Origin of the sequence: Streptomyces sp. NPDC093260, assembly GCF_040683715.1 — a bacterium.
In the GTDB taxonomy this organism is placed as follows: Bacteria; Actinomycetota; Actinomycetes; order Streptomycetales; family Streptomycetaceae; genus Streptomyces; species Streptomyces sennicomposti.
In genome coordinates this window covers 11,911-37,007 of sequence record NZ_JBFBEK010000029.1, presented here as the reverse complement: position 1 = coordinate 37,007, position 25,097 = coordinate 11,911, and the positions used below count along the sequence as shown (strand labels likewise).

The following is a 25,097-nucleotide window of genomic DNA, read 5'->3' as shown; positions in this document are numbered from 1 at the left end:
GTCCAGTTCCTGATTCCGGCGCCGGTGTCCGGTCAGTTGCCGGTCACGGTGACCTTCTCGTCGTTCTTCAGCTCGTCCACCAGGGTCTTCACCTTCGCCTTGTCCCAGACGAGGTTGCCGCCCCTGGAGCCCGAGATCGGCATGTTCATGGAGGTGCCGTCACCGCCGCTCACGCCCTTCATCGCCCAGAACATGGACGCCAGGTCCCACAGGCCCATGTCCTTGTCGACGATCAGGGAGTCCAGACCGGAGCCCATCGTCGGATAGAACTTGAACGGGTTGAGCACCGTGGACGGCGTGGCCACCTCGTGCGCCAGCGCGGACAGGAACTTCTGCTGGTTCTTGGTGCGCTGGAGGTCGGAGGCGGCGAAGGCGTGCCGGGTGCGGACGAAGGCCAGCGCCTGCTGCCCGTTGAGCGTCTGCTTGCCCGCCTGGAAGTCGGCGCCGGACCACTTGTCCTTGAACGGCTTGTCGATGGTCATCTCGACGCCGCCCACCGCGTCCACGATGTTGGCGAAGCCGGCGAAGCCGATCTCGACGTAGTGGTCGATGTGCAGACCGGTGTTGTACTCGATGGTGCGCACCAGCAGCGTCGGGCCGTCCTCGGCGTAGGCCGCGTTCAGCTTGGTGCGCCGCCCGGTCGCCGGGTACGTCTTGCCCGACTCGGCGCCCTTGTACGACGGTATCTCCACGTCCGAGTCGCGCGGCAGCGAGATGAGCGTGTCGCCGTTGTCGCCGACGTGCAGGATCATCATGGAGTCCGTGCGCTTGCCCTCGGCGGAGCCGGTGTGCAGCTTCTTCTTGTCCTCGGCGGACAGCCCGGCCCGGCTGTCGGAGCCGACGATCAGGTAGTTCGTGCCCTCGCCGCCCGCCGGCCGGTCGATGACCTTGGACAGGTCGACGTCCCGGTGGAGCTTGGAGTCGGCCCAGAAGTAGGTGGCGACCGAGGTCACCACCACGACCGTGGCGAGCGTGATCGCGGTCCACTTGATCCGGCGCCGCCAGTTCGGCGCGGGGCGCGGACCGCGCGGGCTGGTGCCGCCGGGACCGGCCGGACCGCCACCGCCTGGGCTGCCGTAGACCTGGCCGGTGTTGTAGCCGCTGTCGTAGCCGGCGGGGCCGTCGGCGTAGTTCTGGCCCTCGCCGCCGTCGACGTACGACGGCTGCCGCGGCACCTGGGGCGGCGCCGAGGGGCGACCGCGGCCGCCGGGGGCGCGCTGTCCGGGCGGCACCTGGCCGCCGCGCCGTACCTGGCGCATCACCTGTGCGCCTTCCGGCTGCGCCCCGGCGCTGCCGCGTCCGTACCGGGGTCCGTCGTCGTCGGACCACCCCTCGGGCCATTCATTCATGTGGCCCAGTGTGCCGGGCCGCGGGGTGTGACTTACAAGGGCCGTCGGAAAATCAGGGCCCCGCTGTTGCGAAGCTGACACACATCGGACCGAATTGTCGCCTCCGCATAAGGTGGAGGCCATGACAGATCAGTCCTCGGCCGTGGAATCCGGCGCCCCGGAGATCCCGGGCAAGCCGACCTCGGCGTCCCGCACCACCCTCAGCCACATCATGACCCACAACGACACCAACCTCCTGGGGACGGTGCACGGCGGTGTGATCATGAAGCTGGTCGACGACGCGGCCGGCGCGGTGGCCGGCCGGCACAGCGGCGGTCCCGCCGTCACCGCGTCCATGGACGAGATGGTGTTCCTGGAGCCCGTCCGGGTCGGCGACCTGGTCCATGTGAAGGCCCAGGTCAACTGGACCGGCCGGACCTCCATGGAGGTGGGCGTGCGGGTGCTGGCCGAGCGCTGGAACGAGTCGGCGCCCCCCACCCAGGTCGGCTCCGCCTATCTGGTCTTCGCCGCCGTGGACGCCGACGGCCGCCCGCGCACCGTACCGCCGGTCCTGCCCGAGACCGAGCGGGACAAGCGGCGCTACGAGGAGGCCCAGATCCGCCGCACCCACCGCCTGGCCCGACGCCGGGCGATCAAGGAACTCCGCGAGAAGCGCGCCGCGGAGGGCTTCGAGGACTGAGCCGCCGGATCCAGCCTCCCGGGGGCCTGGCCCGGCCATCCTCCCAAGGCCTCGGCCCGGCTTCCCGAAGCCTCGTCCCCCGCCGCCCGAGGGCCTGGCCCGGCCTCCCGAGGTCTCGGCGCAGTCCCCCGGAACCCTCGGGCCCCGGCTGCCCGGAGCCTTCGGCTCCCGGGCCACCGGGCTCCACGCCCGGCCCCCTCAGACCCCCGCCCTCACTCGCAGGTCACCTCGTCGCCCCGTACCACCTGGGTGGCGCGCTTGACCGGGTCCTCGACACGGACCGGGCGGACCGCGCGGAAGTCGGCGCCGGCGATCACGCGCATGGTCGCTCCCATGCCCGGGACGGCCCGCAGCTCGCTGCCCGGCAGGGCGGCGGCCACCGACCGGGCCGAGCGGTCCCAGCGGGGGTCGTAGAGCACGGCGGTCCGCTTGACGCCACGCTCGCGGGAGTCCACCGGCGCCTTGGTGGTGACGAACCCGGCCCCGGCCAGCGCCGTGTCCACCCGACGGCCGAGCCCCGCCGTGTCGGTGCCGTTCTCCACCTGCACCCGGACCCGCTGCGGGGCGATCTCCACCGCCGCGGACCCGTCCTTGCGCGGGGCCGCCTTGTGCGGGGCCAGCGGCCGGTCCTCGCGCAGCGAGCGGAACAGCTCCCGCGCCTTGACCGTGTCCCACTTCACGGTCGAGCCGAGGCCCTTGACCGGGAAGGCGGTCTGCGCGATCGGGACGGTGGTGAACTCCGAGGAGGACGGGGAGAAGTTCCGCATCGCCCGCCCGAGGTCCAGCAGCTCGTCGGTGTGGAAGCCCCGGTCCGCCCGCACCGACCCCAGCACCGTCCGGGTCACGTCCCGGAACCGCATCGGGTTCAGCAGCACCCGAGAGGCGGTCGCCCGCTCCAGCAGGGCGGCCAGGAACCGCTGCTGGCGCTGCATCCGGCCGAAGTCGTTGCCCGAGTCGACGTGCCGGGAGCGCACGTACTGCAGGGCCTGGCCGCCGGTCAGGGTGTGCGCGCCGGCGGGCAGGTCCAGGCCGGTGTAGGCGTCCTTGAGCGGTTCGGCGGTGCACAGCGGCACCCCGCCGAGGACGTCCACGGTGCGCATGAAGGTGGTGAAGTCCACCTCCAGGTAGTGGTCGATCTTCAGATGCGTCATGTCCTCGACCGTGCGCACGGTGAGGTTCGGCCCACCCTCCGCGTACGCCGCGTTCAGCTTCACCGGGTGCGGCCCGTGCTGCTTGCCGGTGACCGGGTCGACGCGGGAGGGCAGCTCGACGTAGGAGTCACGCGGCAGGCTGACGACGCTGGCCCGCTCCCGGTCACTGGAGACGTGCACGATCATCATCGTGTCCGTGCAGTGGCAGGGCTGGCCGCCCAGCCGGTACGCGCGCCGTTCCTCCTCGCTGATCTTGTCCCGGCCGTCGGTGCCGACCAGCAGCACGTTCATGCCGTGCCCCGTCGGCGGGCGGTTCTTCATGTCGCGGAAGGGATCGACCCGGCTGATGTCGGCGTCCAGGCTGGAGACCACCGCGTGCCCGATCCCGGCGGAGGCGAGCAGCACCACCGACAGGGTGGTCGCCGCCCGCATGGCCCAGCGCGGTCTGCGCCGCGGCACGGGCGCGAAGGGCAGCTGGGCGGGCCGGGGCGACGGGGGGAGGGGCGGGCGCGGTCCGCGGCGCGACTGCGCGGGCGGCCGGGGCGGCCGGTGCGACGTGGTGGACATGGGGGACACCTCCGCTTATGGCGTGGGTGGACACCGTGAGCACCGTAGGGCCATACGATCGGCTGACCGGTGTGCGGGCCCCCGCGGCGCGCACCGGTGTCCCCCGTTCGCGGTAACGTGAGCACCGATGAACGCCAAGCCCGACGTGCGGTTCCCCGCCGTGTCTGTGATCATGCCCGTCCTCAACGAGGAGCGGCATCTGCGCGGAGCCGTCGAAGCGATCCTCGCGCAGGAGTACGCCGGCGAGATGGAGGTCGTCATCGCCCTGGGTCCGTCCACGGACCGCACGGACGAGATCGCCGCCGAACTCGTACGCGACGACCCGCGCGTGCACACGGTCCCGAACCCCACCGGCCGCACCCCCGCCGCGCTGAACGCCGCGATCAAGGCGTCCCGCCATCCGATCGTCGTCCGCGTCGACGGCCACGGCATGCTCTCGCCGGACTACATCGCCACCGCGGTACGGCTCCTGGAGGAGACCGGCGCGCAGAACGTCGGCGGCATCATGCACGCCGAGGGCGAGAACGACTGGGAGCACGCGGTCGCCGCCGCCATGACGTCGAAGATCGGCGTCGGCAACGCCGCCTTCCACACCGGCGGTCAGGCCGGCCCGGCCGAGACGGTCTACCTGGGTGTCTTCCGGCGCGAGGCGCTGGAACGACAGGGCGGCTACAACGAGGAGTTCATCCGCGCCCAGGACTGGGAGCTGAACTTCCGCATCCGCGAGGCGGGCGGCCTGATCTGGTTCTCGCCCGAGCTGCGGGTCTCCTACCGCCCCCGCCCGAGCGTGCGCGCGCTGGCCAAGCAGTACAAGGACTACGGCCGCTGGCGGCACGTCGTCGCCCGCTACCACGAGGGCTCCATCAACCTGCGCTACCTCGCCCCGCCGACCGCGGTGTGCGCGATCGCGGCCGGGATCGTGGTGGGCGTCGCCGTGACCCCGTGGGCGCTCGTGGTCCCGGGCGGCTATCTGGCGGCGATCGCCGCCGGTTCGCTGCCGGCCGGCAAGGGCCTGCCGCTGAAGGCGCGGCTGCGGATACCGGTGGCGCTGGCCACCATGCACATGTCGTGGGGCTGGGGCTTCCTCACCAGCCCCAGGTCGCTGGCGAGGAAGGTCATCGCCTCCCGCCGCCCGGCGGTCGTCACCACCTCCGGCTGACCGCCCGCGGGCCACAGCGTCACCAAGGGTCCCTCCCGACTTCGGGAGGGACCCTTCGCGTGCCCCGGGAACGGCCGGCGGCGCACTTCACCGCCGGCCGGGACTCACCACTGGTACGGCTTGTACACGTCCATGCACTGCTTGGTGTCGGCGCCGTTGATGGCGTCGGAGTTCTGCGGGATGTCGCCCGCCTTCGGCACCGCTTCCTTCGGATAGGAGTCGCCGGTGCGCCAGTCCGCGCCCACGACCAGGGTCACCCCGGAGACGTCCGTGGACTTCACCACCGAACTCGTGGGGATGCCCAGCGCCTTGGCTACCTGCTCGGCGTCGCCCTTCAGGTCGGCGCTCGGGTAGCGGACCACCGTCTTGTCGGCGGCCGGCGTCACCGACGCGTCCGCCGCCGCCTTGGCGAAGCCCTTGCCCACCAGTACGTCGCTGATGTCGGCGGCCCGGTGGCGCACCGCGGCGAGCGCGGAGGTGCGGGTGCCGTTCCGCACCATGACGCCGATCTCGCCGTCCGGGTGCGCGGGGGTCGTGGACGCCCGTGCCGCGCCGGTGTCCTTCTTCGCGCCCGAACCGCCGTCGGTCCCACCCCCGTTGGCGTCGAGGGGAACGTCGTCGCGGAGCATCTTCCAGATCTTCTCGGCGTCCGCCCCGTCCGGCACGACGTGGTCCCTGTTCAGCGGGTCCTGGACGTTGGGCATCGTCACCATGGTGATCCGGTCGGTGGGGACCGTCTTGAGCTGCATGGCCAGGTCGTACAGCTTCTTGACGGTGCCGATCTCCTCGGAGACCTGGAGCGACTTGGTGGCCGCCTCGGCCAGGTCCATCAGCCGGCCGGTGTCGGTGAAGACGTTCTGGCTCTTGAGCGTGCGGATCATCGAGTTCAGGTACATGTGCTGGGCCCGGGCCCGCATCAGGTCGCTGCCCCAGGCGTGCCGGGTGCGCAGCCACTGGAGGGCCTGCTCGCCCTGGACCTTGGTGGTGCCGGCCTTCAGCTTCAGCCCGGAGCCGCCGCGCTGGCTGGGCGTCGAGCGGTCCCACACGTTCTGGTTGACGCAGACGTCGACGCCGCCGATGGCGTCCGCCATGCTCACCACGCCCGCGAAGTCGATCGTCATCCAGTGGTCGATGTAGACGCCGGTGAGGTCCTGCCAGGTGGCGAGGGTGCAGCCGGCGCCGCCGCGGGCCAGCGACTCGTTGATGATGGTGTCGACCGGCTGGTACTCCTTGCCGGTCTTGGGGTCCTTGCACTGGGGGATCTTGACGCGGGTGTCGCGGGGGATGCTCACCACGGCGGCGCTCTTGCGGTCCGCGGACAGGTGGATGAGCATCTGCACGTCGCCCAGCGGCGGGTTGCCCCGGTTCTCCTTGCTGCCGCCGAGGGCGACGTTGGCGTCGGAGTTACGGCTGTCGGAGCCGATCAGCAGGATGTTCACGGGCGTCTGGCCGGCCGCGTTCGGCTCCGTCCTGTGCGCCTTGGAGTCGCCGCCGCTGTCGCGCTCGCCCTTGCGTATGTTGCCGTTCAGATGCTCGTAGTACAGGTATCCGGCGCCGGCCGTCCCGAGTATGACGATCGCCAGCACTGTCGCCGACCAGCGCAGCACCCGTCTCTTGGGGCGTCTGCCGCCCGTGCCGCGGCCGCCGTTGCCGCCGCCGCTCCTCCCGCCGCCGTGCCGGCCGCTGCCCTCCGTCGCGCTGCCACCTTGCGACGCGAGGGGCATCGTGTCATCGACCGCAGGCCCCTCCCCGCGCAGACCGCTCTGGGTCAACTCCCCATCCTCCCCACCCTGATGCTGCCATCGAACAGGCCTGTCATTCGTCCTGTTAGACGTATGACAGGCCCGTCAGGTCACACGGTTGTGCTCAACTGGCGCACTGAACCTTGTCCGCGGTGGACTGCCCCTGCACCTTCGGCGCCTTCTTCGGGGCGGTCAGCGGGATGCCCGCGCCCTTGAAGTCCTTGCCCAGCGTCAGTGTCATCGCGGGCAGGCCCTGTGCGTTGGTCACGCTCTCGCCCGGCTTGAGCGCGGACCCGGACAGTCCCATGAGCGAGGCGAGTTCCCGGGCCTGGTCGGCCTGGTCGGGGGCGTACTCGAGCTGCGTCTTGTCGAGCTTCTCGGGGGCGTTGCTGCCGTTCTCCGACTTGGCCACGCCCTTGACGTTCTGGAGCCAGGTGAGGGTGTCCTGCGCGGACCCGGGGGGCGCGCCGCCGTTGAGGATGCGCACCCGCACCTCGGAGGGCGCGGACTTGGCGCCCTGGAGCCGGGCGGCCTCGGCGTCCCGGGCCGCCTTCTCCTTCTTCTTCACGTCGGTGAAGGAGACGTCGTTGCTGATGGCGTCGAAGACCTGGGGGGCCTGGTTCTGGTCGACGATGACGGTCTTGTGGACCTTGCCGTCGGCCGGGTTGTCGAGCACCGGCACGGTCAGGAAGGTGATGTTCTTCGTCGGCACCTTCTTCAGCTCCAGGGCCATGTCCTTGAGCGTGCTGACCTTGTCTATGCCCTGGTCGACGGTGAGCGCCTTGGTGGCCGCGTCGGCCAGGCCGTACAGCTTCGTCGGGTTGCTGAGCGTGTCGCCGGAGGCCATCTTGCGCATCAGCGAGCTGAGGAACTGCTGCTGCACCTTGATTCGGTCCAGGTCGCCCTGGTTGCCGAAGCTGTGCCGGGTGCGCACGAAGGCCAGCGCCTGCTCGCCCTCGATCTTGGACTCGCCGGCGGGCAGCTTCAGGTGCGAGTCCTTGTCGTCGACCGCGTGCTTGAGACACACGTCGACGCCGCCGACCGCGCTCGTCAGCGTCTTGACCGCGTTGAAGTCGGCCATCATGAAGTGGTCGGGGGCGATCCCGGTCACTTCCTTGACCGTGCGCATGGTGCAGCCGGCGTCGCGGCCGTCCTGGCCGAGGCTGGTGTTGAAACGGACGTTCTCCGTCCCCGGGACGACCTTCTCGCTGCCGTCCGGCTGCTTGGTCGGGCAGTCCGGCACGTTCACGATCAGGTCGCGGGGGATGCTCAGCGCGGTCGCGTTGGTGCGGTCCTTGGAGACGTGCAGCAGGATGTTGGTGTCCGCGTGGCCCACGCTGCCCTTGTCGCCGTAGCCCTCGTTGCCCTTGCCGGTGCGCTTGTCCGTGCCGATGATCAGCAGGTTGAACGCCTCGTCCTTGCTGAAGCCGTTCTTGGCCGCGCTGCCGACGTCGGTGCTGCTGATGTTGCCCTCGAGGTGCTTGAGGATCAGATAGCCGGCTGTTCCGGCGCCCACCAGGACGAACGCCATGGTGCCGCCGGTCCACATCAGGGCCTTCTTGGTCTTCGACTTCTTGGCCTTCTCCGGCCGCCGTCCCCGCCGCCCGGGCAGCGGCTCCTGAGGCGGCGCGCCGCGGCGGCGACGCTGGCCCGGGACCGGCCGGGCGGGCGCGTCCTCGCCGGACTGCTTCCGCGCGGGCGCACCGCCCCGCCGGCCGGCCGCCGGACCGCCCGCACCCTTGGCGGCGGAGGCACCGGGTGCGCCCGCTCCGCGGGAGCCCGCTCTGCGGGGGCCGGGGATCGGCGACTGCGGAGCGGAAGGCGTCAGTCGCAGTTCGTATTCGCCGGTGTCCGGATTGAGCACCCACTGGTCTGCGGGGTCGATGTCATCCGCCCGCCCACGGCCTTGCGCGTCCACGGTTGTCCGAATCCTCCGTCGGGGCCACGCGGCGCCTTCCCCCTCAAAGGCGCTCAGATCTGGTCACACAGTGCACGACCCCAGGGAGACCTCGCGGCCGGATGCACCGGATCGCTCACACTATCCGGCCGGTTGAGCATTCAGCGACGCCGGTGACAAATTCCACGCCCCTACAAGGGGGCAATCCGCCCATTTCCCTGGACAAAAGTTCGCCTTTGGCCGCGGTTTTACCCGCACGCGTCCTCGACGGCGGTGTTGCCGGTGAACGTCGGGGTGGGAGAGGGTGGGTTCCCGAAGGCCGCAGCCCGCTCACCGCTGTTCAGAGCGCCATCGAAAACATACCGAACGTAGTCGCCCGACTGCACAGGAGAATCGCCTTCCGGAGCGTGGGGCGCACGCTCCGCTCCGGGCCGGGATTTCGATTCCGGGGAAGCCGAAATGCCGCCCTTCGCGCGGGAATCCGGGGGAACGCCCTTCACCACCTCCACCGGCGCGTCCGCCCGCAGCCGGGCGAACAGCTGTCCGGCCGCCGGCTGCACCAACTGGTCGCGGTTGGCGTCGCGGGCGTACGCCTCGCGCGGCACGGTCAGGAAACGCACCTGCCCGGTGGGGATGTCGCGCAGCCCGCGCACCAGCTGGTAGAGCCCGCGCAGGCTCGCCAGGGCCGGATCGGCGGTCAGGGACCGGGTGGCCGCGTTCAGCACCGGATACAGCTTCGCCGGGTTCAGCAGCACGTCGTCGCCGCGCGCCTTGCCGAGGAGGGCGCCGAGGAACCGCTGCTGGCGTTCCATCCGGTCGGTGTCGCTGCCGTCGCCCAGCGACTTGCGGGCGCGGACGTAGCCGAGAGCCTGCTCGCCGTTCAGGGTGACCCGGCCCGCCGGCAGCCGGAGCCCGGCGTCCTTGTCGTCGACGGGCTCCTTCAGGCACATCCGCACCCCGTCCATCGCGTCCACCAATTGCTTGAACCCGCTGAAGTCGACGGCCAGGTGGTGATCGACGCGGATGTCGGTCAGCTTCTCCACGGTGCGGATCGTGCAGGCCGAACCGCCCGTCTCGTAGGCGCGGTTGAGCGCGGTGAGCGCCGGCGCGCTGCTGCTGCCGTCCGGGCGGTGGCAGCCGGGCACGCGCACCATCAGGTCCCGGGGCAGCGAGACGCCGGTGGCACTGCGCCGGTCGGCGGCCAGGTGCAGCAGGATCACCGTGTCGGACCGCTCGGTGCCCGAGTCGTGCCCGTAGTGCCGGTTGCCGCCGGCGCGGGTGTCCGAGCCGATCAGCAGGATGTTCTGCGCGCCCTTGACCAGGGCGGTGGGCCGCTCCTTCTCGTAGCGGCGCAGCTCGGCCGCGGCGTCGTCGTCGGCGGTGATGTTGCCGCTGAGCGTCGTGTACGCCGCGAGCCCCGCCCCGGTGCCCCCGGCGACGAGGACGGCGACCCCGAGCGCGCCGCCGCGCAGCCGGTTGCGGCGCCGCCGCCGGGCCAGACCGACGCCGGTGGCCGACGCACGGAGACCGGGGCCCATGGCCGACCGGGCCCGCTCCTCGGTCTCCTCGTCCGGCCCACCTGCGCCGCGGGTCACCTCAGCACCCACCCTCCTGCCGTACGGACGCCCCGTGCTGCTCCTACGACCATGCCCCGGGGGGAGGGAAGGGGCGGGATGGTGGTGGGCCGGACGGGGGAGGGGGTGCCCTCCGGCGGGTTCCACGGCCGGTGCCCAACGCCGGGCGGGGGAGAGGGGCGCCGTGTCGTACGGGCGGTTCCACGGCCGGGGCTGTCGCCGGGCGGGGAGCCGACGCCCTCGGGGCGGGCGGGGGAGCGGGCGGCTGCCCCGGAGGAGAGGTCTCGCGTCCGGTGCGTCCGCCGGGCGGGCGCTCTCCGGCCAGACGGAAGAGCGGGCAGCTGCATCGAGGAGAGGTCCCGGGTCGGACCCTGGCCGGGCGGGCGCTCTCCGGGCAGGCACGCGAGCACCCCCGGGGGGCCGGGCGGGGAAGTGGGGAGGCCGCCACGGCCCGGCCCGCGTCCCTCACCGCGCCGTGGCGGTGACCCGTTCGCTCTCGATGCGCTTGGCCAGGGCGTCCTCGTCCAGCCGGTCGAGATGGCGGCACAGCACGACCGAGCCGCCGGCGGCGAGCGGGGCGTACAGGCCCGCGCTCAGCCCCTCCCAGGTGTCGTAGGACAGCCCGGACAGCAGCCGGGAGCCCGGCCCCGTCAGACCCAGTCCCGGCGCGTCGGCGCGGGCCCGTTCCACGACCTCGGCGGCCGTGTACTCCGCCCCGGCCACGATCAGCGCCGGCTCCTCCGGGTCCACGGACGCGAACGGCGCGAACCGGTCGCCCTGGGACGGCACCTCGACGGCGTAGTCGGCGAAGCCCGCGGGCGGCTGCGGGAACCGCCCGCCCAGCGGCCGCAGCGCCAGCGCCACCCGCTCACCGGAGCAGGCGCGCGCGGCCTCCAGCGTGTCCGGTCCACTGACGACGAGGTCCGCCGCCGCCGGATCGCCGCCGACATCCGCGACCGCGCCCACCGAGGCGCACGCCAGCAGCCACGCCGCGGTCTGCCAGTGCGCGGGCAGCAGCAGCGCGACCCGGTCGCCGGGCGCGGCGGCGAGGTCCCCCTGGAGGAGGTTCGCCGTCTTGGCCACCCAATTGGCGAACGTGGCCACGGACAGTTCGACGCGTTCGCCCGTGGCGTCGTCGTAGAAGGTCACCAGGGGGCGCCCGGGGTCCGCGGCGAGCGCGGAACTCAGCAGGTCGGCAGGGGTGCGTTCGGCGGCTCTCACCCGCGCAAGCGTACGCCGCCCACCGCCCGCGCGCCGCGTGCCGCCCGCCGCCGGGCCGCAGGCCGGCCACCGGTTCGGCGGAACGTCAGCCGACGCACCGTCAGTTCAGGGATGGACAGATATGTCTGACTATGTCCAAGATCAGGAGCATGCGTCGATACGGATTCCTTGCGTCCTCGATCGGTGTCACGAGCGCGGTGGCCCTCGCCCTGTCGCCCGCCCTCCCCGCGACCACGGCGACGGCCGCGACGGCGGGACCGGCGACCGGCCGGACCGCGGCCGCCACCGCTTCCGTCCCCGGCAGCACCCAGTCCCTGCCCCTCGCCCCGCGCACCGCGGACCGCCCCGGCGACCGCGCCCTCGCCCCCTTCGAACGGAGCCTGTACCGCGCCCGCGTACGGCACTTCTCCCTCGTCGGCGTCGTCTGGGACAACCCCGACGCCCACCTGCGCGGCAGCGTCCAGATCCGCACCCGCTCCACCGCCACCGGTGCATGGTCCGGCTGGCAGGACGTCGACACCCACAACTTCGACCACGGAGCCGACCCCGGCACGGCCGAGCGCACCACCGGCCATGTCCGCGGCGCCACCGCTCCCCTGTGGGTGGGCGACTCCGACGGCGTCGACGTGCACGTACGCGCCGACACCGGGGACCGCGCAGGCGGTGACGGCGACGGTGACGGTGGCGGCGGGGCCGCGGAGCCGTCCGTCCCGCTGCCCGACGGGCTGAGCCTCGAACTCGTCGATCCCGGCGACGAGCCGGCCGCCGCGGGCCCCGAGTCCGACCCGGCACGCACCGGCGAACTGACCGAGGAGGCGACGGCCGCCTCCGCCGCCAACGCCGCCCTCGTCCCGGTCGGCGCCGCCGAGATCCCCGAACTCGGCCGCGAGGACACCGAACGCGAGATGCTCGACCTGCGCGGCGGCGAACTGACGGCGGATCAGCGCGCCAAGCCGCACGTGGGACCGCGCCCGCGCATCGTCACCCGGCGCGGCTGGGGCGCGGACGAGTCGCTGCGTGCCCACGGTTTCGTCTACACGAAGAAGGTCAAGGCGGTCTTCGTCCACCACACCGCCACCGGCAACAACTACCGCTGCTCACAAGCCCCGTCGGTGATCCGCGGCATCTACCGCTACCACGTCAGGAGCATGGGCTGGCGCGACATCGGCTACAACTTCCTGGTCGACAAGTGCGGAACCGTCTACGAGGGACGCGCGGGCGGCGTGGCCAAGGCGGTCCTCGGCGCCCACACCATGGGCTTCAACAGCGACAGCATGGGCGTCGCCGTCATCGGCACCTACAGCAAGACCAAGCCCGCCAAGGCCGCCGTCACGGCCGTCGCGCGGCTGGCCGCGTGGAAGGTCGGCCTCTACGGGATGAATCCGCGCGGAAAGACATATCTGAAGTCCGGCGGTGGCAACCTCTACCAAAAAGGAAAGAACGTACGCCTGAACGTGATCTCCGGCCACCGGGACGGCTTCGCCACCGACTGCCCGGGACGGCAGCTCTACGGCAAGCTCGGCTCGGTCCGCTCGTCGGCGGCGCGCTACCAGGGCCGCTGAGGGCCCTGTGCCGCCGGGGCCGCCGAGGAGGGAGCCGCGCGGCGCTGCGTGAGGCGGCACGAGGGGCTGCATAAACTGTCCGGCCGAACGACGAGAGCGGCCGGTCCCGGCAGGAAGCGGAGACGACAGGTGACAGAAGCGATCCTCCTGGTCGGCGGCAAGGGCACCCGGCTGCGTCCGCTCACCGTGTACACGCCCAAGCCGATGGTGCGGGCGGCCGGGGTGCCGTTCCTCACCCATCAGCTGGCCCGGGCCAAGGCGGCCGGTGTCGAGCACGTCGTGCTCGCCACGTCGTACCTGGCGGAGGTCTTCGAACCGTACTTCGGCGACGGCTCCTCCCTCGGCCTCCATCTGGAGTACGTGACCGAGGAGGAACCCCTCGGCACCGGCGGCGCCCTCCGCAACGTCGCCTCCCGCCTGCACTCCGGCCCCGACGACCCGGTCCTCGTCTTCAACGGCGACATCCTGACCGGCCTGGACATCCGCGCGCTGGTGCGCACCCACGAGGTCAGCGGCGCGGACGTCTCCCTGCACCTGACGAAGGTGCCGGACCCGAGGGCGTACGGCCTGGTCCCGACCGACGGGACGGGCCGCGTCCTCGCCTTCCTGGAGAAGCCGCAGACCCCCGAGGAGATCGTCACCGACCAGATCAACGCGGGGGCGTACGTCTTCCGCCGCTCGGTCATCGACACCATCCCGCAGGGGCGGCCCGTCTCGGTGGAACGCGAGACCTTCCCGGAGCTCCTCGCGGCCGGCGCCCACCTCCAGGGCCTGGTGGACTCCACCTACTGGCTGGACCTCGGCACCCCGGCCGCCTTCGTCCGTGGCTCGGCGGACCTCGTCCTCGGCCGCGCCCCCTCGCCGGCCGTTCCCGGCCGCTGCGGCGACCGCCTGGTCCTGCCCACGGCCGTCGTCGCCCCGGACGCCAAGCTGACCGGCGGCACGGTGGTCGGGGAAGGGGCCTTCGTCGCCGAGGGCGCGCGGGTGAGCGGCAGCACGATCCTGCCCGGCGCGGTCATCGAGCCCGGCGCGGTGATCACCGACTCCCTCATCGGCACCCGCGCCCGCATCGGCACCCGCACCGTCCTCACCGGCACGGTGATCGGTGACGGCGCGGTCATCGGCCCGGACAACGAACTCCGCACCGGAGCGAGAATCTGGTGCCACGCGAGAATCCCCCCGGCCGCAGTCCGCTTCTCCCCGGACGAGTAACCGCGTGACTGCGGGCAGCCGTGCCGCACCCGCCCATCCCTCCGCAGCCGCGGGCAGTCGTGCCGCTGGGGCGGCACGGGTGGGCGCTGCGGCACCCCGCCGACGCGGGCAAGCCTCCCCGCCTCGCGCCGGCCACTGTCCCACCGGGGCGCCTCGCGCACCCCGGACCGCCGGGCGCGCAGCCCACTGCCGAGGCGAGCCCCAGCTCACCTCGGCCCGCTCAGAACCGCCCGATGTCCCCCCGAGTCATCCGCGGCCCCCGCCGCTCCGGCACCCTCCCGCTGAGCAGGATCAACCGCGCCGCCCGATGCCGTTGCCCCGCATACGGTTCCAGCAGCCGCAGCATCTCCGTGTCATCGGCATGCCGATCCCCGGCCAACGCGAACCCCACGATCCCCGGCAGATGCAGATCCCCCACGGTCACCGCGTCCGCCGCCCCATGACTGCGCTGCACGGTCTCCGCGGACGTCCACGGCCCGATCCCCGCCACCAGCTCCAACCGCGCCCGCGCCGCCTCCGGAGGCATCCCCACCGACTCCTCCAGCCGCGCGGCGACCCGCACCGCCCGCAACACCGTCGAAGCCCGCTTGTCCTCGACCCCGGCCCGATGCCACTCCCAGGAGGGAATCAGCGCCCAGGCACGGGGTGCCGGCATGACGTACATCGGCACCGGCACCGGCCCGGGCGCGACCTCCCCGAACTTCCGCACCAGCGTCCGCCACGCCGCGTACGCCTCCACCGTCGTGACCTTCTGCTCCAGGATCGACGGGATCAGCGACTCCAGGACCAGCCCGGTCCGCGTCAGCCGCAGCCCGGGCCGCCGGTGCCGGGTCACCGCGAGCAGCCGGTGCCGGGGCACGAACGCGTCCGGATCGTCGGCGGCCCCGCACCACTCGGGCAACCGCTCCAGCAGCCACTCGGCGCCCGGCCCCCACGCCTCCCCGCGCACCTCACCGCCGTACGCGCACACCCGCAGTGTCCCGGGGCCCAGCGGCGTACGGCAGGCCCGCCACACCGACCCGTCGGGCAGCGCCCGGAACGTCGGATCGCCGGGCCCGCGCCGCAGCGGCCCGAGCACGAGCCCGAGGTCCAGCGGCCCGTCCGGCGCCCAGACCCGCACCCGCCCCGTCGCCGCACCGGCGCCCGCCTGCCGCGGCACCCCACCGGCAGCAACCCCCGCGCCGGGTACGGCGACATGCCCACCGCGCACGGTCGTACGCGTGGGCCGCGGAGCGAACCGTCCTGCCACGAAGAAAGACCCCAGACGTCCCTAAGGAGCCGAAAGAACCGGAGAGGCGTTACGAGCCTAAGCGGTCACCGGCCCCCACGAGGCCACCGCCGCCACAAGGCCGCCGCCCTCACAGCGCCACGACGAACGTCTCCGCGTCCCGCTCCGGCCGTTCCCGCGGCGCCTCCGCCGGATGCCCGACCGCCACCGCCCCCATCGGGTCCCACCCGGCGGGCAGACCCAGCACCTCCCGCACCACGTCACGGCAGAACATCGTGGAGGACACCCACGCTGAGCCGAGCCGCTCCCCGGCCAGCACGACCAGGAAGTTCTGCACCCCGGCCCCGGCGGCCACCACGAACATCTCCCGCTCGGCGGCGTCCCGCCGCGCGTCGCCGTAGGTGTGCGAGCCGTCCATGACGAGGCAGGGCACCACCAGATACGGCGCGCCCCGCAGCACGTCCCCGCGCCGCACCCGCTTGGCGATGGACTCCTCGCTCTTGCCGTCCCGCCGCAGATCCGCGATCCACGCCTCCCGCATCGCGTCCAGCAGCCGCGTCCGCACCTCGGCGGTCTCCAGCAGCACGAACCGCCACGGCGTGGTGTGGTGCGGCGCGGGCGCGGTCACCGCGGCGGCCACCGCGCGCCGCACGGCCCCCGGATCGACGGGCTCGTCGGTGAAGGCCCGCACGGTACGCCGCTGGGTCACCGCCTCCCGTACGGCCTCGGAGGTGCCGAGCCGGAACATGTCGTCGCGCGCGTCGCGCACCAGGGCCCGCGCGCCCTCGCCGTCGCCGTCGGCCAGCACGTGCGGCAGGCCGCGCACCACGGCGACGGGCAGCCCGGTCGCCTTGCCCTTGACCAGATCGCCCGCGGCGGCGAGTTCGTCGGCGGTGGCGACGACGGTCGCGCTGAGCGGGTTGCCGTGCGCGTCGGCGCCGCCGCGCAGGTCGTCCAGGACGTGCAGGCCGGCCGCGCCGATGGCGACATCGGTGAGCCCGGCCCGCCAGGGGCGCCCGAAGGTGTCGGTGACGACGACGGCGACATCGACGCCGAGGGCTTCCCGCAGGCCCTCCCGGATCGCCCGCGCGGAGGCGTCGGGGTCCTCGGGCAGCAGCAGCACGGTGCCGGGCCGGGTGTTGGAGGCGTCGACCCCGGCAGCGGCCATCACCAGCCCCTGCCGGTTCTCCACGATGCGCAGCAGCCCGCGCCGGGCCACGACCCGCACGGTCTCGGCGTCGATCGCGGCCTCCCGGTCGGCCGCCTCCACCAGGCGGCCCTCCGCCTTGGAGACGATCTTCGAGGTGACGAGCAGCACGTCCCCGTCGGCCAGCGCCGGTTCCGCGGCGGCGATCAGCTTGGCCAGGTCGTCGCCCTCGGCCACCTCGGGGATGCCGGGCACGGCCCACACCCGGAACGCGGGGGCCGTCCCGCCGCCCGGGCCGGCCGCCGTCGGGGCACCGCTCATGCGGCCCGCACCTCCTCGGCCAGGGCCAGCGCCTCGCGCGCCATCTGCGCGGCGGCGTCCACGTCGGTCATCATCAGCGGCACCGCCCGGCAGCGGATGCCGGCCGCCTCGACCCGCTCCACCGAGGCCTCGTCCACCGTGTCCACGAGCCAGCCGTCCAGCAGCCCCGAGCCGTAGTGCTCGGCCACCGCGGCGGCCGTGGACTCCACGCCCACCGCCGCGAGGACCTTGTCGGCCATGCCGCGCACGGGCGCGTCCCCGACGATCGGGGACAGGCCGACGACCGGCACCCCGGCCTCGGCGATCGCCTGCCTTATGCCGGGCACGGCCAGGATGGTGCCGACGGAGACGACGGGGTTGGACGGCGGGAAGAGCACCACGTCGGCCGCGGCGATCGCCTCCAGCACACCGGGCGCCGGCTTGGCCTGCTCCGCGCCGACCGGCACGACCGCCTCGGCCGGGACGGAGGCCCGCAGCCGCACCCAGTACTCCTGGAAGTGGACCGCCTTGCGCTCGCCGTCCAGTTCGACGGCGACATGGGTCTCCACCCGGTCGTCGGTCATCGGGATCAGCTTCACGCCCGGCCGCCAGCGGTCGCACAGGGCCTCTGTCACCGCGCTGAGCGGGTACCCCGCGCCGAGCATCTGGGTGCGCACGATGTGCGTGGCGAAGTCCCGGTCGCCGAGCCCGAACCACTCCGGCCCGACGCCGTACGCCGCGAGTTCCTCCTTGAGGTGGAAGGTCTCCTCGGCGCGACCCCACCCCTGTTCCTCGTTGATGCCGCCACCGAGCGTGTACATCACCGTGTCCAGGTCCGGGCAGACCTTCAGCCCGAAGAGGTGGATGTCATCGCCGGTGTTGCCGATGACCGTGACGTCCGCGTCCGGCACGGCCTTCTTCAGGCCGCGCAGGAACCGGGCACCACCGATGCCGCCTGCCAGAACCACAATCCGCATGCGCCCAAGTCTGGCAGGCGGGTCCGACAACGCGGTACGCGGTCGCGCCCGGCACGCGCACGAGTGCCCGGCGTCCCGCACCTGTCCGGCCTCCCGCGCACACGCGCCCGGCGCCCGCACGCGTGTCCGGGGTCGCCTCGGGCTCCCGGCGCCGCGCCGCGCCTCGCCCCGGTGACGCCTCAGGCGTTGACGGCGCCGACCGGCTCGTACGGCCCGGCCACGGCGCCGGCGCACCGGGCGGCGCCGTGCATGGGCATCTCGGTGAGGCCGGGGAAGTAGACGTGCAGGCTGACGGCGGGGCGCAGCGTGTCGTTGACGACCTCGTGCGCGTACCCCGGCGCGAAGACGCGCTGCGCGCCGGCCTCCAGCGCGCGCGTGCCGCGGCCGGTGCGCTCGGTCAGCGTGCCCTCCAGGACGGTCAGCACGCCGGAGGACCGGCCGTGGTCGTGCAGGCCGGTGCCCTGCCCGGGCACCCAGGACAGCAGCCACACCTCGTAGCCCGGGCCGGTGCCCAGCCGGTGGTACCAGCGCGTCGTCGCGTCGTAGCGGACGAGGGGGCGCCACCGGTCGGCGTCGGCGGCGACCGAGCGGGCCAGACCGGCGAACTCGGCCACGGTGACGGGGTGCTCGCGCGGGGCCTGGAGCAGGTGGGGGACTTCGAGGATGTCGCCGGCGATCTGGAGGTCGCTGTCGCTGTTCATGGGGTGCGGTGTTTCCTCGGTGAGGGCGGGTCAGCGGGGGAACGGGTCGCCCGGCCGTGGGGGGCCGGACGGCGGCTGGAGCGCGCGGGAAGCGCGAGGGCTCAACAGCCGCAGCAGCGACAGCTACAGCGAGCGCGGGCAGCACCGAGGGACCCGGCGGTGCGGGTCGAGGTGAGTGCCGAGTTCGCGAGCATGCCCACAAGAACACCGGCTCATACCTCCAGTGTCAACTCGGCGCCCGGAATGTGGGACATGTTTCACCTCATCCGGTTCATCTCCCAGATGAAAGGTTTGCTCATCCGGGTAGCGGGACACATGCGGCACATGCCGGGCGCGCAAGCGCCGTTGCCGTCCCGTGATCCGACTGTGATCAGGGCCGCTTCGGCGCGCGTGTCGGAACGAGATCCACGGCCTGGACGTCCTTGCCTGTGTGCCCCCTTCCGGGGGCCGCGCGCGGAGCGGAGGGTTCTCGGGGTCCTGCGGTGTGTCAAGGTTTATGCCGATTTGAACACTTACTGCAGGGGCTTGGTTCCGCAGAGTGAATAAGGGGCCCAATAGCAGATCTCGGCTTGACTCGCCCGGAGCAGCACACTTGTAATTTCACTCGTGTCGTTCAGCCGCGATCGGTAACGGCTACATCACGGGGACGCGAAAGACAGACGAGGGGCGCACATGACCGAGCTGGTGCAGCAACTGCTGGTCGACGACGCGGACGAGGAACTCGGCTGGCAGGAGCGCGCGCTGTGCGCCCAGACCGACCCCGAGTCCTTCTTCCCCGAGAAGGGCGGCTCCACCCGCGAGGCCAAGAAGGTCTGCCTCGCCTGCGAGGTCCGCTCCGAGTGTCTCGAGTACGCCCTCGCCAACGACGAGCGCTTCGGCATCTGGGGCGGCCTCTCCGAGCGCGAGCGGCGCCGCCTGAAGAAGGCCGCCGTCTGACCCTCCACCGCCTGCCCGTCACCTCCGCAGGCGCCCGGCCGCCCCTTGACGCGGCCCGGCATCCGGCCCGACGCCCGGCCGACGGCCGCGTGCACATATCCACAGGCAAACCTCACGAACGGCCCGTCGCGGGTGGGTTGTCCACAGGCGGCGGGCCGCCGTCATGGCCAGCCAGTAGTGTGGTCGCTCGTCCGAGACGCCCTGTTGCCGCAAGGAGCACCGGCGTCCACCGCAGTCCACCGAACCGGGGCCGTGTATCTCGATGTCCGTGCACAGCCATACGGCAGCCCACCACGACGTCACCGCGGCGGCGCCGGCCGCCCCCGAGCGCGCCCCGGCGACCGGCCCGGGCGGCGCGCCCGAGTACCCGCGGCACGTCGTCACCGCCGTCCTCGTCTCCCACGACGGCGTCCGCTGGCTGCCCGACGCGCTCGCCGGCCTGCTCGGCCAGGAGCGCCCCGCGCAGTACGCCGTGGCGGCCGACACCGGCAGCGCCGACGCCTCCACGCAGGTCCTCACCGACGCCCTCGGCGCCGACCGCGTGCTCCACCTGGCCCGGCGCACCGGCTTCGGCCAGGCCGTCGAGGAGGCCGTCCGCACCGCCCCGTACCTCACCCCGGACGACCTGCCGTACCTCAAGCGCCCCAGCGGCTGGGACCCCGTCACGCGCACCTGGCGCGACGACGCCTACGACCTGCCCGACCTCCCGCACGGTGAACCCGTGCAGTGGCTGTGGCTGCTGCACGACGACTGCGCCCCCGAACCCGACGCCCTCGCCCAGCTGTTGCGCGTCGTCGACAACGAGTACGAACTCGGCCGTGAGGACGTAGCCGTCGTCGGCCCCAAGCTGCGCGGCTGGTACGACCGCAGGCAACTCCTCGAAGTGGGCGTCAGCATCGCCAACTCCGGCCGCCGTTGGACCGGCCTGGACCGCCGCGAACAGGACCAGGGGCAGCACGACCACGTCCGGTCCGTGCTCTCGGTGTCCACCGCCGGAATGCTGATCCGCCGTGACATCTTCGAACAGCTCGGCGGGTTCGACCGCCGACTGCCCCTGATGCGCGACGACGTCGACCTGTGCTGGCGCGCCCACGCCGCCGGCCACCGTGTCCTGATCGCCCCCGAGGCCGTCGTGCGCCACGCCGAGGCCGCCTCGCGCGAACGCCGCACCGTCGACTGCGTCGGCCGCACCGCCGCCTCCCCGCACAAGGTCGACAAGGCCGGCGCCGCCTACACCCTCCTCGTCAACACCCGCACCGCCGCCCTGCCCTGGGTGCTGCTGCGCCTCGTCCTCGGCACCCTGCTGCGCACCGTCGCCTACCTGGTCGGCAAGGTCCCCGGCCAGGCCCTCGACGAGATCCGCGGTCTGCTCGGCACCCTGCTGCGGCCCGAACGGATCGCCGCCGGCCGGCGGCGGCGCGGGAAGCCGCAGATCGACAAGGGCGAACTGCGCGCCCTGTTCCCGCCGCCCGGCGCCACCGTCCGGGCCACCGTCGAACAGGTCGCGGGCAACCTCGTCGGCCGGTCCGACCCCGAGGCCTCCTCGGCCGGCCGGCACGGCGGCGCGGTCGAGTCCGGACCCGGCGGCGACGACGCCGACTTCCTGGAGATCGAGCAGTTCGCCCGACTCAAGCGCATCGCCCGCAAACCGGGCCCGGTGCTCTTCCTGGTGCTGCTGCTCGTCTCCCTGGCCGCCTGCCGGGGCCTGCTCGGCGGCGGCGCGCTCACCGGCGGCGCCCTGCTGCCCGCCCCCGCCGACTCCGGCGACCTGTGGGCGCGCTACCTGGACGCCTGGCACCCGGTGGGCACCGGCGGCACCCCCGCCGCCCCGCCCTACCTGGCGCTCGTGGCCATGCTGGCCTCCCTGCTGTTCGGCTCCACCGGTCTCGCGGTCACCGTGCTGCTGATCGGCTCGGTCCCGCTGGCCGGGGTCACCGCGTACTTCGCCTCCCGCCCGCTCGTCCCGTCCCGGCTGCTGCGCGCCTGGGCGGCCGTCGCCTACGCCTTCCTGCCCGCCACCACCGGAGCGCTGGCCGGCGGCCGGATCGGCACCGCCGTGCTGGCCGTGCTGCTGCCGCTCATCGCCCGCGCGGGCATCGCCGCCAGCGGCCTGGCCCACTCCTCCGGCGCCCGCGGCAGCTGGCGTGCCACCTGGGCGTACGCGCTGCTGCTGACCGTCGCCACCGCCTTCACACCCCTCGTGTGGCCCGTCGCGCTGGTCCTCGGCCTCGGCGTGCTGGCCGTGCGCCGCGCCGACCCGCTGGCCCACGGACTGCGCTTCCTGGCCCAACTGGCCACGCCGCTGCTGATCCTCGCCCCCTGGTCGCTGTCCCTGCTGCCGTTCGGCTTCTTCACCGAGGCCGGCCTCGACTACGGCGCCTCGGCCGCCTCTGCCCTGGACCTGCTCGGCGCCGGCCCCGGCGGCCCCGGCACGGTGCACGGACTGATGCTCATCGGCATCGTCCTGGCCGCGCTCGCCGCCCTGCTGCGCTCCGAGCGGCGGTTCGCGATCCTGGCGGCCTGGACGGTCGCCCTGGTGGGGCTCGTCCTCGCCGTCCTGTCCAACCGCTCCACCTGGGCCGGCCCCGCCACCCTCGTCTACGGCCTCGCCCTGCTGGTCGCCGCCCTGCTCGGCGCCGACGGGGCACGCGCGCGCGTGGCCGAGCAGAGCTTCGGCTGGCGCCAGCCCGTGGCCGCGCTGATCGCCTTCGCCTCGGCCGCCGGCCCCCTGCTGGTCGCCGCGGGCTGGATGATCCGCGGCGCCGACGGCCCGCTGGAGCGGCGCGACCCCGTGCAGGTGCCCGCGTTCGTCGCCGAGGAGAGCAGCACCCGCGACCAGGCCCGCACCCTGGTCCTCGACAGCGACTCCGCCGCCCACGTCGGCTACATGCTGGTGCGCGGCTCCGGCGTGCGCATGGGCGACGCCGAACTGGCCGACGCGGCAGGCGAGAACAGCGCCCTCGGCAAGGTCGTCGCCAACCTCGTCGCCGGCTCCGGAGCCGACCAGGCCGGCCAGCTCGGCGGGTTCGCCGTGCGCTACGTCCTCGTCCACAAGGGGGCGCCCCGCGAGATCAGCCGCGTCCTGGACGCCACCCCCGGCCTGACCCGGCTCAGCCAGCAGGACGGCAGCGCCCTGTGGCGGGTGGACCGCGAGGTCTCCCGCGCCGCCGTCGTCCCCGCCGCCGGTCCCGGTTCCACCCCTGTGGGCTCCGGTACGGCCGCCGCCCAGCCCGTGGCCGCAGGACCCGTCGAGATCCACGCCACGATCCCGTCCGGCGCCGCGGGCCGCGTCCTGCGCCTCGCCGACTCGGCCGACCCGGCCTGGACGGCCACCCTGGACGGCAAGCCGCTCACCCGCACCACCGTCGACGGCTGGGCCCAGGGCTTCCAGCTGCCCGCCTCCGGCGGCAGGCTGGACGTCACCTTCGACACCCCGATCGTCCACACCGCCTGGCTGTGGACCCAGGGCGTCCTCGCCCTCGTCCTCGTCGTCCTCGCCCTGCCCGGCCGCCGCCGCGAGATCGACGACGACCTGCCCGAGGAGCAGCCGGCGCCCGCCGAGGCGATCACCGGCGACGGCCGCCGCGCCCGGCGGCTGCGCGCCCAGGCGGAAGCCGCCGAGGCCATCGAAGCCGAAGAGGACGGCCAGGAGCACCCGGCCGGTGCGCCGCCCGTCCCGCAGGAGGCCCCCGCCGTCCCGCACCAGCACTCCTACGGCGACTGGGACACGCGAGCCGCCGACAGTGACACCCACGCCGACGCCTACGCGGAAACGGGCGCCGCGCCCGGGTACGGGGGCTACGGCGGCGAGCAGTACGGCGCCGTCCCGCCCCAGCAGTACCCGGCGGACCCGTACGGCCAGGCGTACCCGGGCGGTCAGGGCGGCCACCCCGCGCCCGGCGGCCAGGGCGACCCCTACCAGGGCGTCCCGTACGACCCGTACGGGTACGGCGACCAGACCCAGCAGGGAACCTACGGGCAGCCGTACCACCAGGGGTACGAGGAGCAGCCGTACGACCCGGCACAGCACCACCAGCACGGCAACGGCAGTGAGCGCCCCGACGGGAGCCAGCAGTGAACCGCACGACCTTGTCCCTGATCGCCGGAGCGGCCGCGCTCGCCGCCGTCACCGGATTCGCCGCGCTGGACGCGCCCGGAGCGGCGGGCGCAGGGCCGACGGGGGCCGCCGCCCGGCTGCCCGTCGAGCGCACCACGTTGGTGTGCCCGGCGCCGAGCGACTCCGACATCGCGGAGACCTCGTACACGTCCTTCACCCCCGTGACCCAGGGCGCCGCCGGCGACGGCAAGGGCCGGCTCCAGGCGGCCGCCGAGGAGTCGGGCACGGGCGACGGCAAGAGCGGCGGTAAGGACGAGGGCAAGGGCGGCGGCAAGGGCGGCGGCAAGAAGAAGACCACCGAGGCCGCGCTCCAGCCCAAGGCGCCCGGCACGCCGGCGACCGGCGACTCCGAGGGCGCGGACGCGCCCGCGCTGATCGGCACCGCCGACGGCAGGTTCGCACCCGGCTGGACCGTGCAGCAGACCAGCGAGGTCGCCGCGGGCGCCGGACGCGGCCTGCTCGGCGTCAACTGCACCGCCCCGGACACCGAGTTCTGGTTCCCCGGCGCGAGCACGGCCGCGAGCCGCGCCGACTACGTCCACCTGACCAACCCCGACGACTCCGCCGCCGTCGTGGACATCGAGCTGTACGGCAAGGACGGCGCCGTCAAGTCGGCGGTGGGCGAGGGCATCACGGTCGCGCCGCGCTCCAGCGAGCCCGTCCTGCTGTCCACGCTCGCCGACGCCGCGCAGGACGACCTCACGGTGCACGTGAGCGTGCGCAGCGGCCGGGTCGGGGCGGCGGTGCAGGCCCTGGACGACAAGGCCGGCGGGGACTGGCTGGCCGCCTCGGCGGACCCGGCGGGCAGCGTCGTGCTGCCGGGCATTCCCAAGGACGCCACGGACGTCCGGCTGATCGCCTTCACGCCCGCCGACGCGGACACCGACCTGAAGGTGAAGCTGGCCTCCCCGTCCGGTCTGATCACCCCCGCAGGGCACGAGACCGTGCACCTGAAGGGCGGTACGACGACCGCGGTGGACCTCGGCGACGTCACGCGCGGCGAGGCGGGCTCCCTGGTGCTGGCCCAGTCCGCCCGGTCCGTGCCCGTGGTGGCTGCCCTCCAGGTGGTACGCGGCAAGAGCGGCAAGCAGGAGACGGCGTTCATCCCGGCGGCCGGTCCCCTCGCGGCGCGCGCCACGGCTGCCGACAACAGCGCCGAGGGCGCCATGCTCTCGCTGACCGCCCCCACCGCCACCGCGCAGGTCAAGGTCACCGCCTCGGCGGGCAGCGAGGGCGGTACGGCGGTGACGAAGACGTACACGATCAAGGCGGGCACCACGCAGGACATCGCCCCGCCCGTGCCGGCCGGCCTGAAGGGCACCTACGCCCTGACGGTGGAACGGATCTCCGGCGGTCCGGTGTACGGGGCGCGCACCCTCACGGCGACGGAGGAGGGCGTCCCCGGCGTCACCGTCCAGACCCTCCCGGACGACCGGGGAACGGTGTCGGTGCCGCACACGGACGAGGACGTCTCGGTACTGCAGAAGCCCTGACACCGCGGCCTCCGTGACACCGGGGAAGCCATGGCATCGCGCGGGCCGTGTGCGTCACGGCCCGCACCGCGGCGCACGCCCGGCG

Annotated in this window: 17 protein-coding genes; 7 read left to right on the top strand and 10 right to left on the bottom strand. The window is 73.5% G+C overall.

The annotated features are described in order from the left end of the window. Nucleotides 1-32 precede the first annotated feature (32 nt). Nucleotides 33-1,349 (bottom strand): LCP family protein, encoded by a 1,317-nt coding sequence (locus tag AB0N63_RS29055; RefSeq protein ID WP_365533357.1) that lies wholly within the window; start codon nt 1,347-1,349, stop codon nt 33-35. 121 nt (nt 1,350-1,470) lie between these two features. On the opposite strand from AB0N63_RS29055, the gene AB0N63_RS29050 reads away from it, so the two are divergent. Next, nucleotides 1,471-2,028, top strand: a complete 558-nt coding sequence (locus AB0N63_RS29050; RefSeq protein ID WP_365533355.1) for an acyl-CoA thioesterase — start codon at nt 1,471-1,473, stop codon at nt 2,026-2,028. 212 nt (nt 2,029-2,240) lie between these two features. Here AB0N63_RS29050 and AB0N63_RS29045 read toward each other — a convergent pair whose 3' ends face one another. Next, a complete protein-coding gene (locus AB0N63_RS29045) occupies nt 2,241-3,746 on the bottom strand; it encodes an LCP family protein (RefSeq protein WP_365533353.1) in 1,506 nt (501 codons plus the stop codon). Nucleotides 3,747-3,873: 127 nt separating this feature from the next. Between AB0N63_RS29045 and AB0N63_RS29040 the strand changes: the two genes are divergently transcribed. Beyond that, nucleotides 3,874-4,905: a glycosyltransferase family 2 protein gene (locus tag AB0N63_RS29040; RefSeq protein ID WP_365533351.1), complete on the top strand. Its 1,032-nt coding sequence runs from the start codon at nt 3,874-3,876 to the stop codon at nt 4,903-4,905. Nucleotides 4,906-5,009: 104 nt separating this feature from the next. On the opposite strand, the gene AB0N63_RS29035 is transcribed toward AB0N63_RS29040, so the two are convergent. The 4 genes from AB0N63_RS29035 to AB0N63_RS29020 form a co-directional block, all read right to left on the bottom strand. Then, nucleotides 5,010-6,629: an LCP family protein gene (locus tag AB0N63_RS29035; RefSeq protein ID WP_365533348.1), complete on the bottom strand. Its 1,620-nt coding sequence runs from the start codon at nt 6,627-6,629 to the stop codon at nt 5,010-5,012. 142 nt (nt 6,630-6,771) lie between these two features. Then, nucleotides 6,772-8,565: an LCP family protein gene (locus AB0N63_RS29030; RefSeq protein ID WP_365533346.1), complete on the bottom strand. Its 1,794-nt coding sequence runs from the start codon at nt 8,563-8,565 to the stop codon at nt 6,772-6,774. A 227-nt stretch (nt 8,566-8,792) separates the two neighbouring features. Beyond that, entirely contained in the window at nt 8,793-10,082 is a 1,290-nt protein-coding gene (locus tag AB0N63_RS29025) for an LCP family protein (RefSeq protein WP_365533480.1), read from the bottom strand. A 501-nt stretch (nt 10,083-10,583) separates the two neighbouring features. Beyond that, nucleotides 10,584-11,339, bottom strand: coding sequence for a TIGR03089 family protein (locus tag AB0N63_RS29020; RefSeq protein WP_365533343.1), 756 nt, complete (start codon nt 11,337-11,339; stop codon nt 10,584-10,586). A 149-nt stretch (nt 11,340-11,488) separates the two neighbouring features. On the opposite strand from AB0N63_RS29020, the gene AB0N63_RS29015 reads away from it, so the two are divergent. After that, a complete protein-coding gene (locus tag AB0N63_RS29015) occupies nt 11,489-12,901 on the top strand; it encodes a peptidoglycan recognition protein (RefSeq protein ID WP_365533340.1) in 1,413 nt (470 codons plus the stop codon). Between the two features lie 129 nt (nt 12,902-13,030). After that, complete coding sequence (locus AB0N63_RS29010; RefSeq protein ID WP_365533339.1) at nt 13,031-14,113, top strand: NDP-sugar synthase; 1,083 nt, start codon at nt 13,031-13,033, stop codon at nt 14,111-14,113. Nucleotides 14,114-14,333: 220 nt separating this feature from the next. Here AB0N63_RS29010 and AB0N63_RS29005 read toward each other — a convergent pair whose 3' ends face one another. The 4 genes from AB0N63_RS29005 to AB0N63_RS28990 all read right to left on the bottom strand — a co-directional run bounded on the left by AB0N63_RS29005 (nt 14,334) and on the right by AB0N63_RS28990 (nt 18,466). Beyond that, on the bottom strand, nt 14,334-15,362 hold the full coding sequence (locus AB0N63_RS29005) for a DNA-3-methyladenine glycosylase 2 family protein (protein ID WP_365533337.1): 1,029 nt from the start codon (nt 15,360-15,362) through the stop codon (nt 14,334-14,336). Nucleotides 15,363-15,471: 109 nt separating this feature from the next. Further along, nucleotides 15,472-16,809, bottom strand: a complete 1,338-nt coding sequence (locus AB0N63_RS29000; protein ID WP_365533334.1) for a coenzyme F420-0:L-glutamate ligase — start codon at nt 16,807-16,809, stop codon at nt 15,472-15,474. Continuing rightward, complete coding sequence (gene cofD, locus AB0N63_RS28995; RefSeq protein WP_365533331.1) at nt 16,806-17,765, bottom strand: 2-phospho-L-lactate transferase; 960 nt, start codon at nt 17,763-17,765, stop codon at nt 16,806-16,808. The genes AB0N63_RS29000 and cofD overlap by 4 nt, the downstream gene beginning before the upstream one ends. A 179-nt stretch (nt 17,766-17,944) precedes the next feature. Beyond that, nucleotides 17,945-18,466: a cysteine dioxygenase family protein gene (locus AB0N63_RS28990; RefSeq protein WP_365533329.1), complete on the bottom strand. Its 522-nt coding sequence runs from the start codon at nt 18,464-18,466 to the stop codon at nt 17,945-17,947. A gap of 672 nt (nt 18,467-19,138) precedes the next feature. Between AB0N63_RS28990 and AB0N63_RS28985 the strand changes: the two genes are divergently transcribed. From AB0N63_RS28985 to AB0N63_RS28975, 3 genes are all read left to right on the top strand, one after another. Next, complete coding sequence (locus AB0N63_RS28985) at nt 19,139-19,402, top strand: WhiB family transcriptional regulator (protein WP_003975777.1); 264 nt, start codon at nt 19,139-19,141, stop codon at nt 19,400-19,402. A 262-nt stretch (nt 19,403-19,664) separates the two neighbouring features. Then, the gene (locus tag AB0N63_RS28980; protein WP_365533327.1) at nt 19,665-23,480 is read left to right on the top strand and encodes a glycosyltransferase family 2 protein; all 3,816 of its coding nucleotides are present in this window, start codon (nt 19,665-19,667) and stop codon (nt 23,478-23,480) included. Further along, nucleotides 23,477-25,012 (top strand): DUF5719 family protein, encoded by a 1,536-nt coding sequence (locus AB0N63_RS28975; RefSeq protein ID WP_365533325.1) that lies wholly within the window; start codon nt 23,477-23,479, stop codon nt 25,010-25,012. The genes AB0N63_RS28980 and AB0N63_RS28975 overlap by 4 nt, the downstream gene beginning before the upstream one ends. The last annotated feature ends 85 nt before the right edge of the window (nt 25,013-25,097 follow it).

Excerpts from the sequence above, each read along its gene's own strand:
- AB0N63_RS29000 (WP_365533334.1), bottom strand. The coding sequence starts at position 16,809 with ATGAGCGGTGCCCCGACGGCGGCCGGCCCGGGCGGCGGGACGGCCCCC.
- AB0N63_RS29015 (WP_365533340.1), top strand. The coding sequence starts at position 11,489 with ATGCGTCGATACGGATTCCTTGCGTCCTCGATCGGTGTCACGAGCGCG.
- AB0N63_RS29050 (WP_365533355.1), top strand. The coding sequence starts at position 1,471 with ATGACAGATCAGTCCTCGGCCGTGGAATCCGGCGCCCCGGAGATCCCG.
- AB0N63_RS29055 (WP_365533357.1), bottom strand. The coding sequence starts at position 1,349 with ATGAATGAATGGCCCGAGGGGTGGTCCGACGACGACGGACCCCGGTAC.
- AB0N63_RS29040 (WP_365533351.1), top strand. The coding sequence starts at position 3,874 with ATGAACGCCAAGCCCGACGTGCGGTTCCCCGCCGTGTCTGTGATCATG.
- AB0N63_RS29045 (WP_365533353.1), bottom strand. The coding sequence starts at position 3,746 with ATGTCCACCACGTCGCACCGGCCGCCCCGGCCGCCCGCGCAGTCGCGC.
- AB0N63_RS28990 (WP_365533329.1), bottom strand. The coding sequence starts at position 18,466 with ATGAACAGCGACAGCGACCTCCAGATCGCCGGCGACATCCTCGAAGTC.
- cofD (WP_365533331.1), bottom strand. The coding sequence starts at position 17,765 with ATGCGGATTGTGGTTCTGGCAGGCGGCATCGGTGGTGCCCGGTTCCTG.
- AB0N63_RS28985 (WP_003975777.1), top strand. The coding sequence starts at position 19,139 with ATGACCGAGCTGGTGCAGCAACTGCTGGTCGACGACGCGGACGAGGAA.
- AB0N63_RS29035 (WP_365533348.1), bottom strand. The coding sequence starts at position 6,629 with ATGCCCCTCGCGTCGCAAGGTGGCAGCGCGACGGAGGGCAGCGGCCGG.
- AB0N63_RS29025 (WP_365533480.1), bottom strand. The coding sequence starts at position 10,082 with ATGGGCCCCGGTCTCCGTGCGTCGGCCACCGGCGTCGGTCTGGCCCGG.
- AB0N63_RS28980 (WP_365533327.1), top strand. The coding sequence starts at position 19,665 with ATGTCCGTGCACAGCCATACGGCAGCCCACCACGACGTCACCGCGGCG.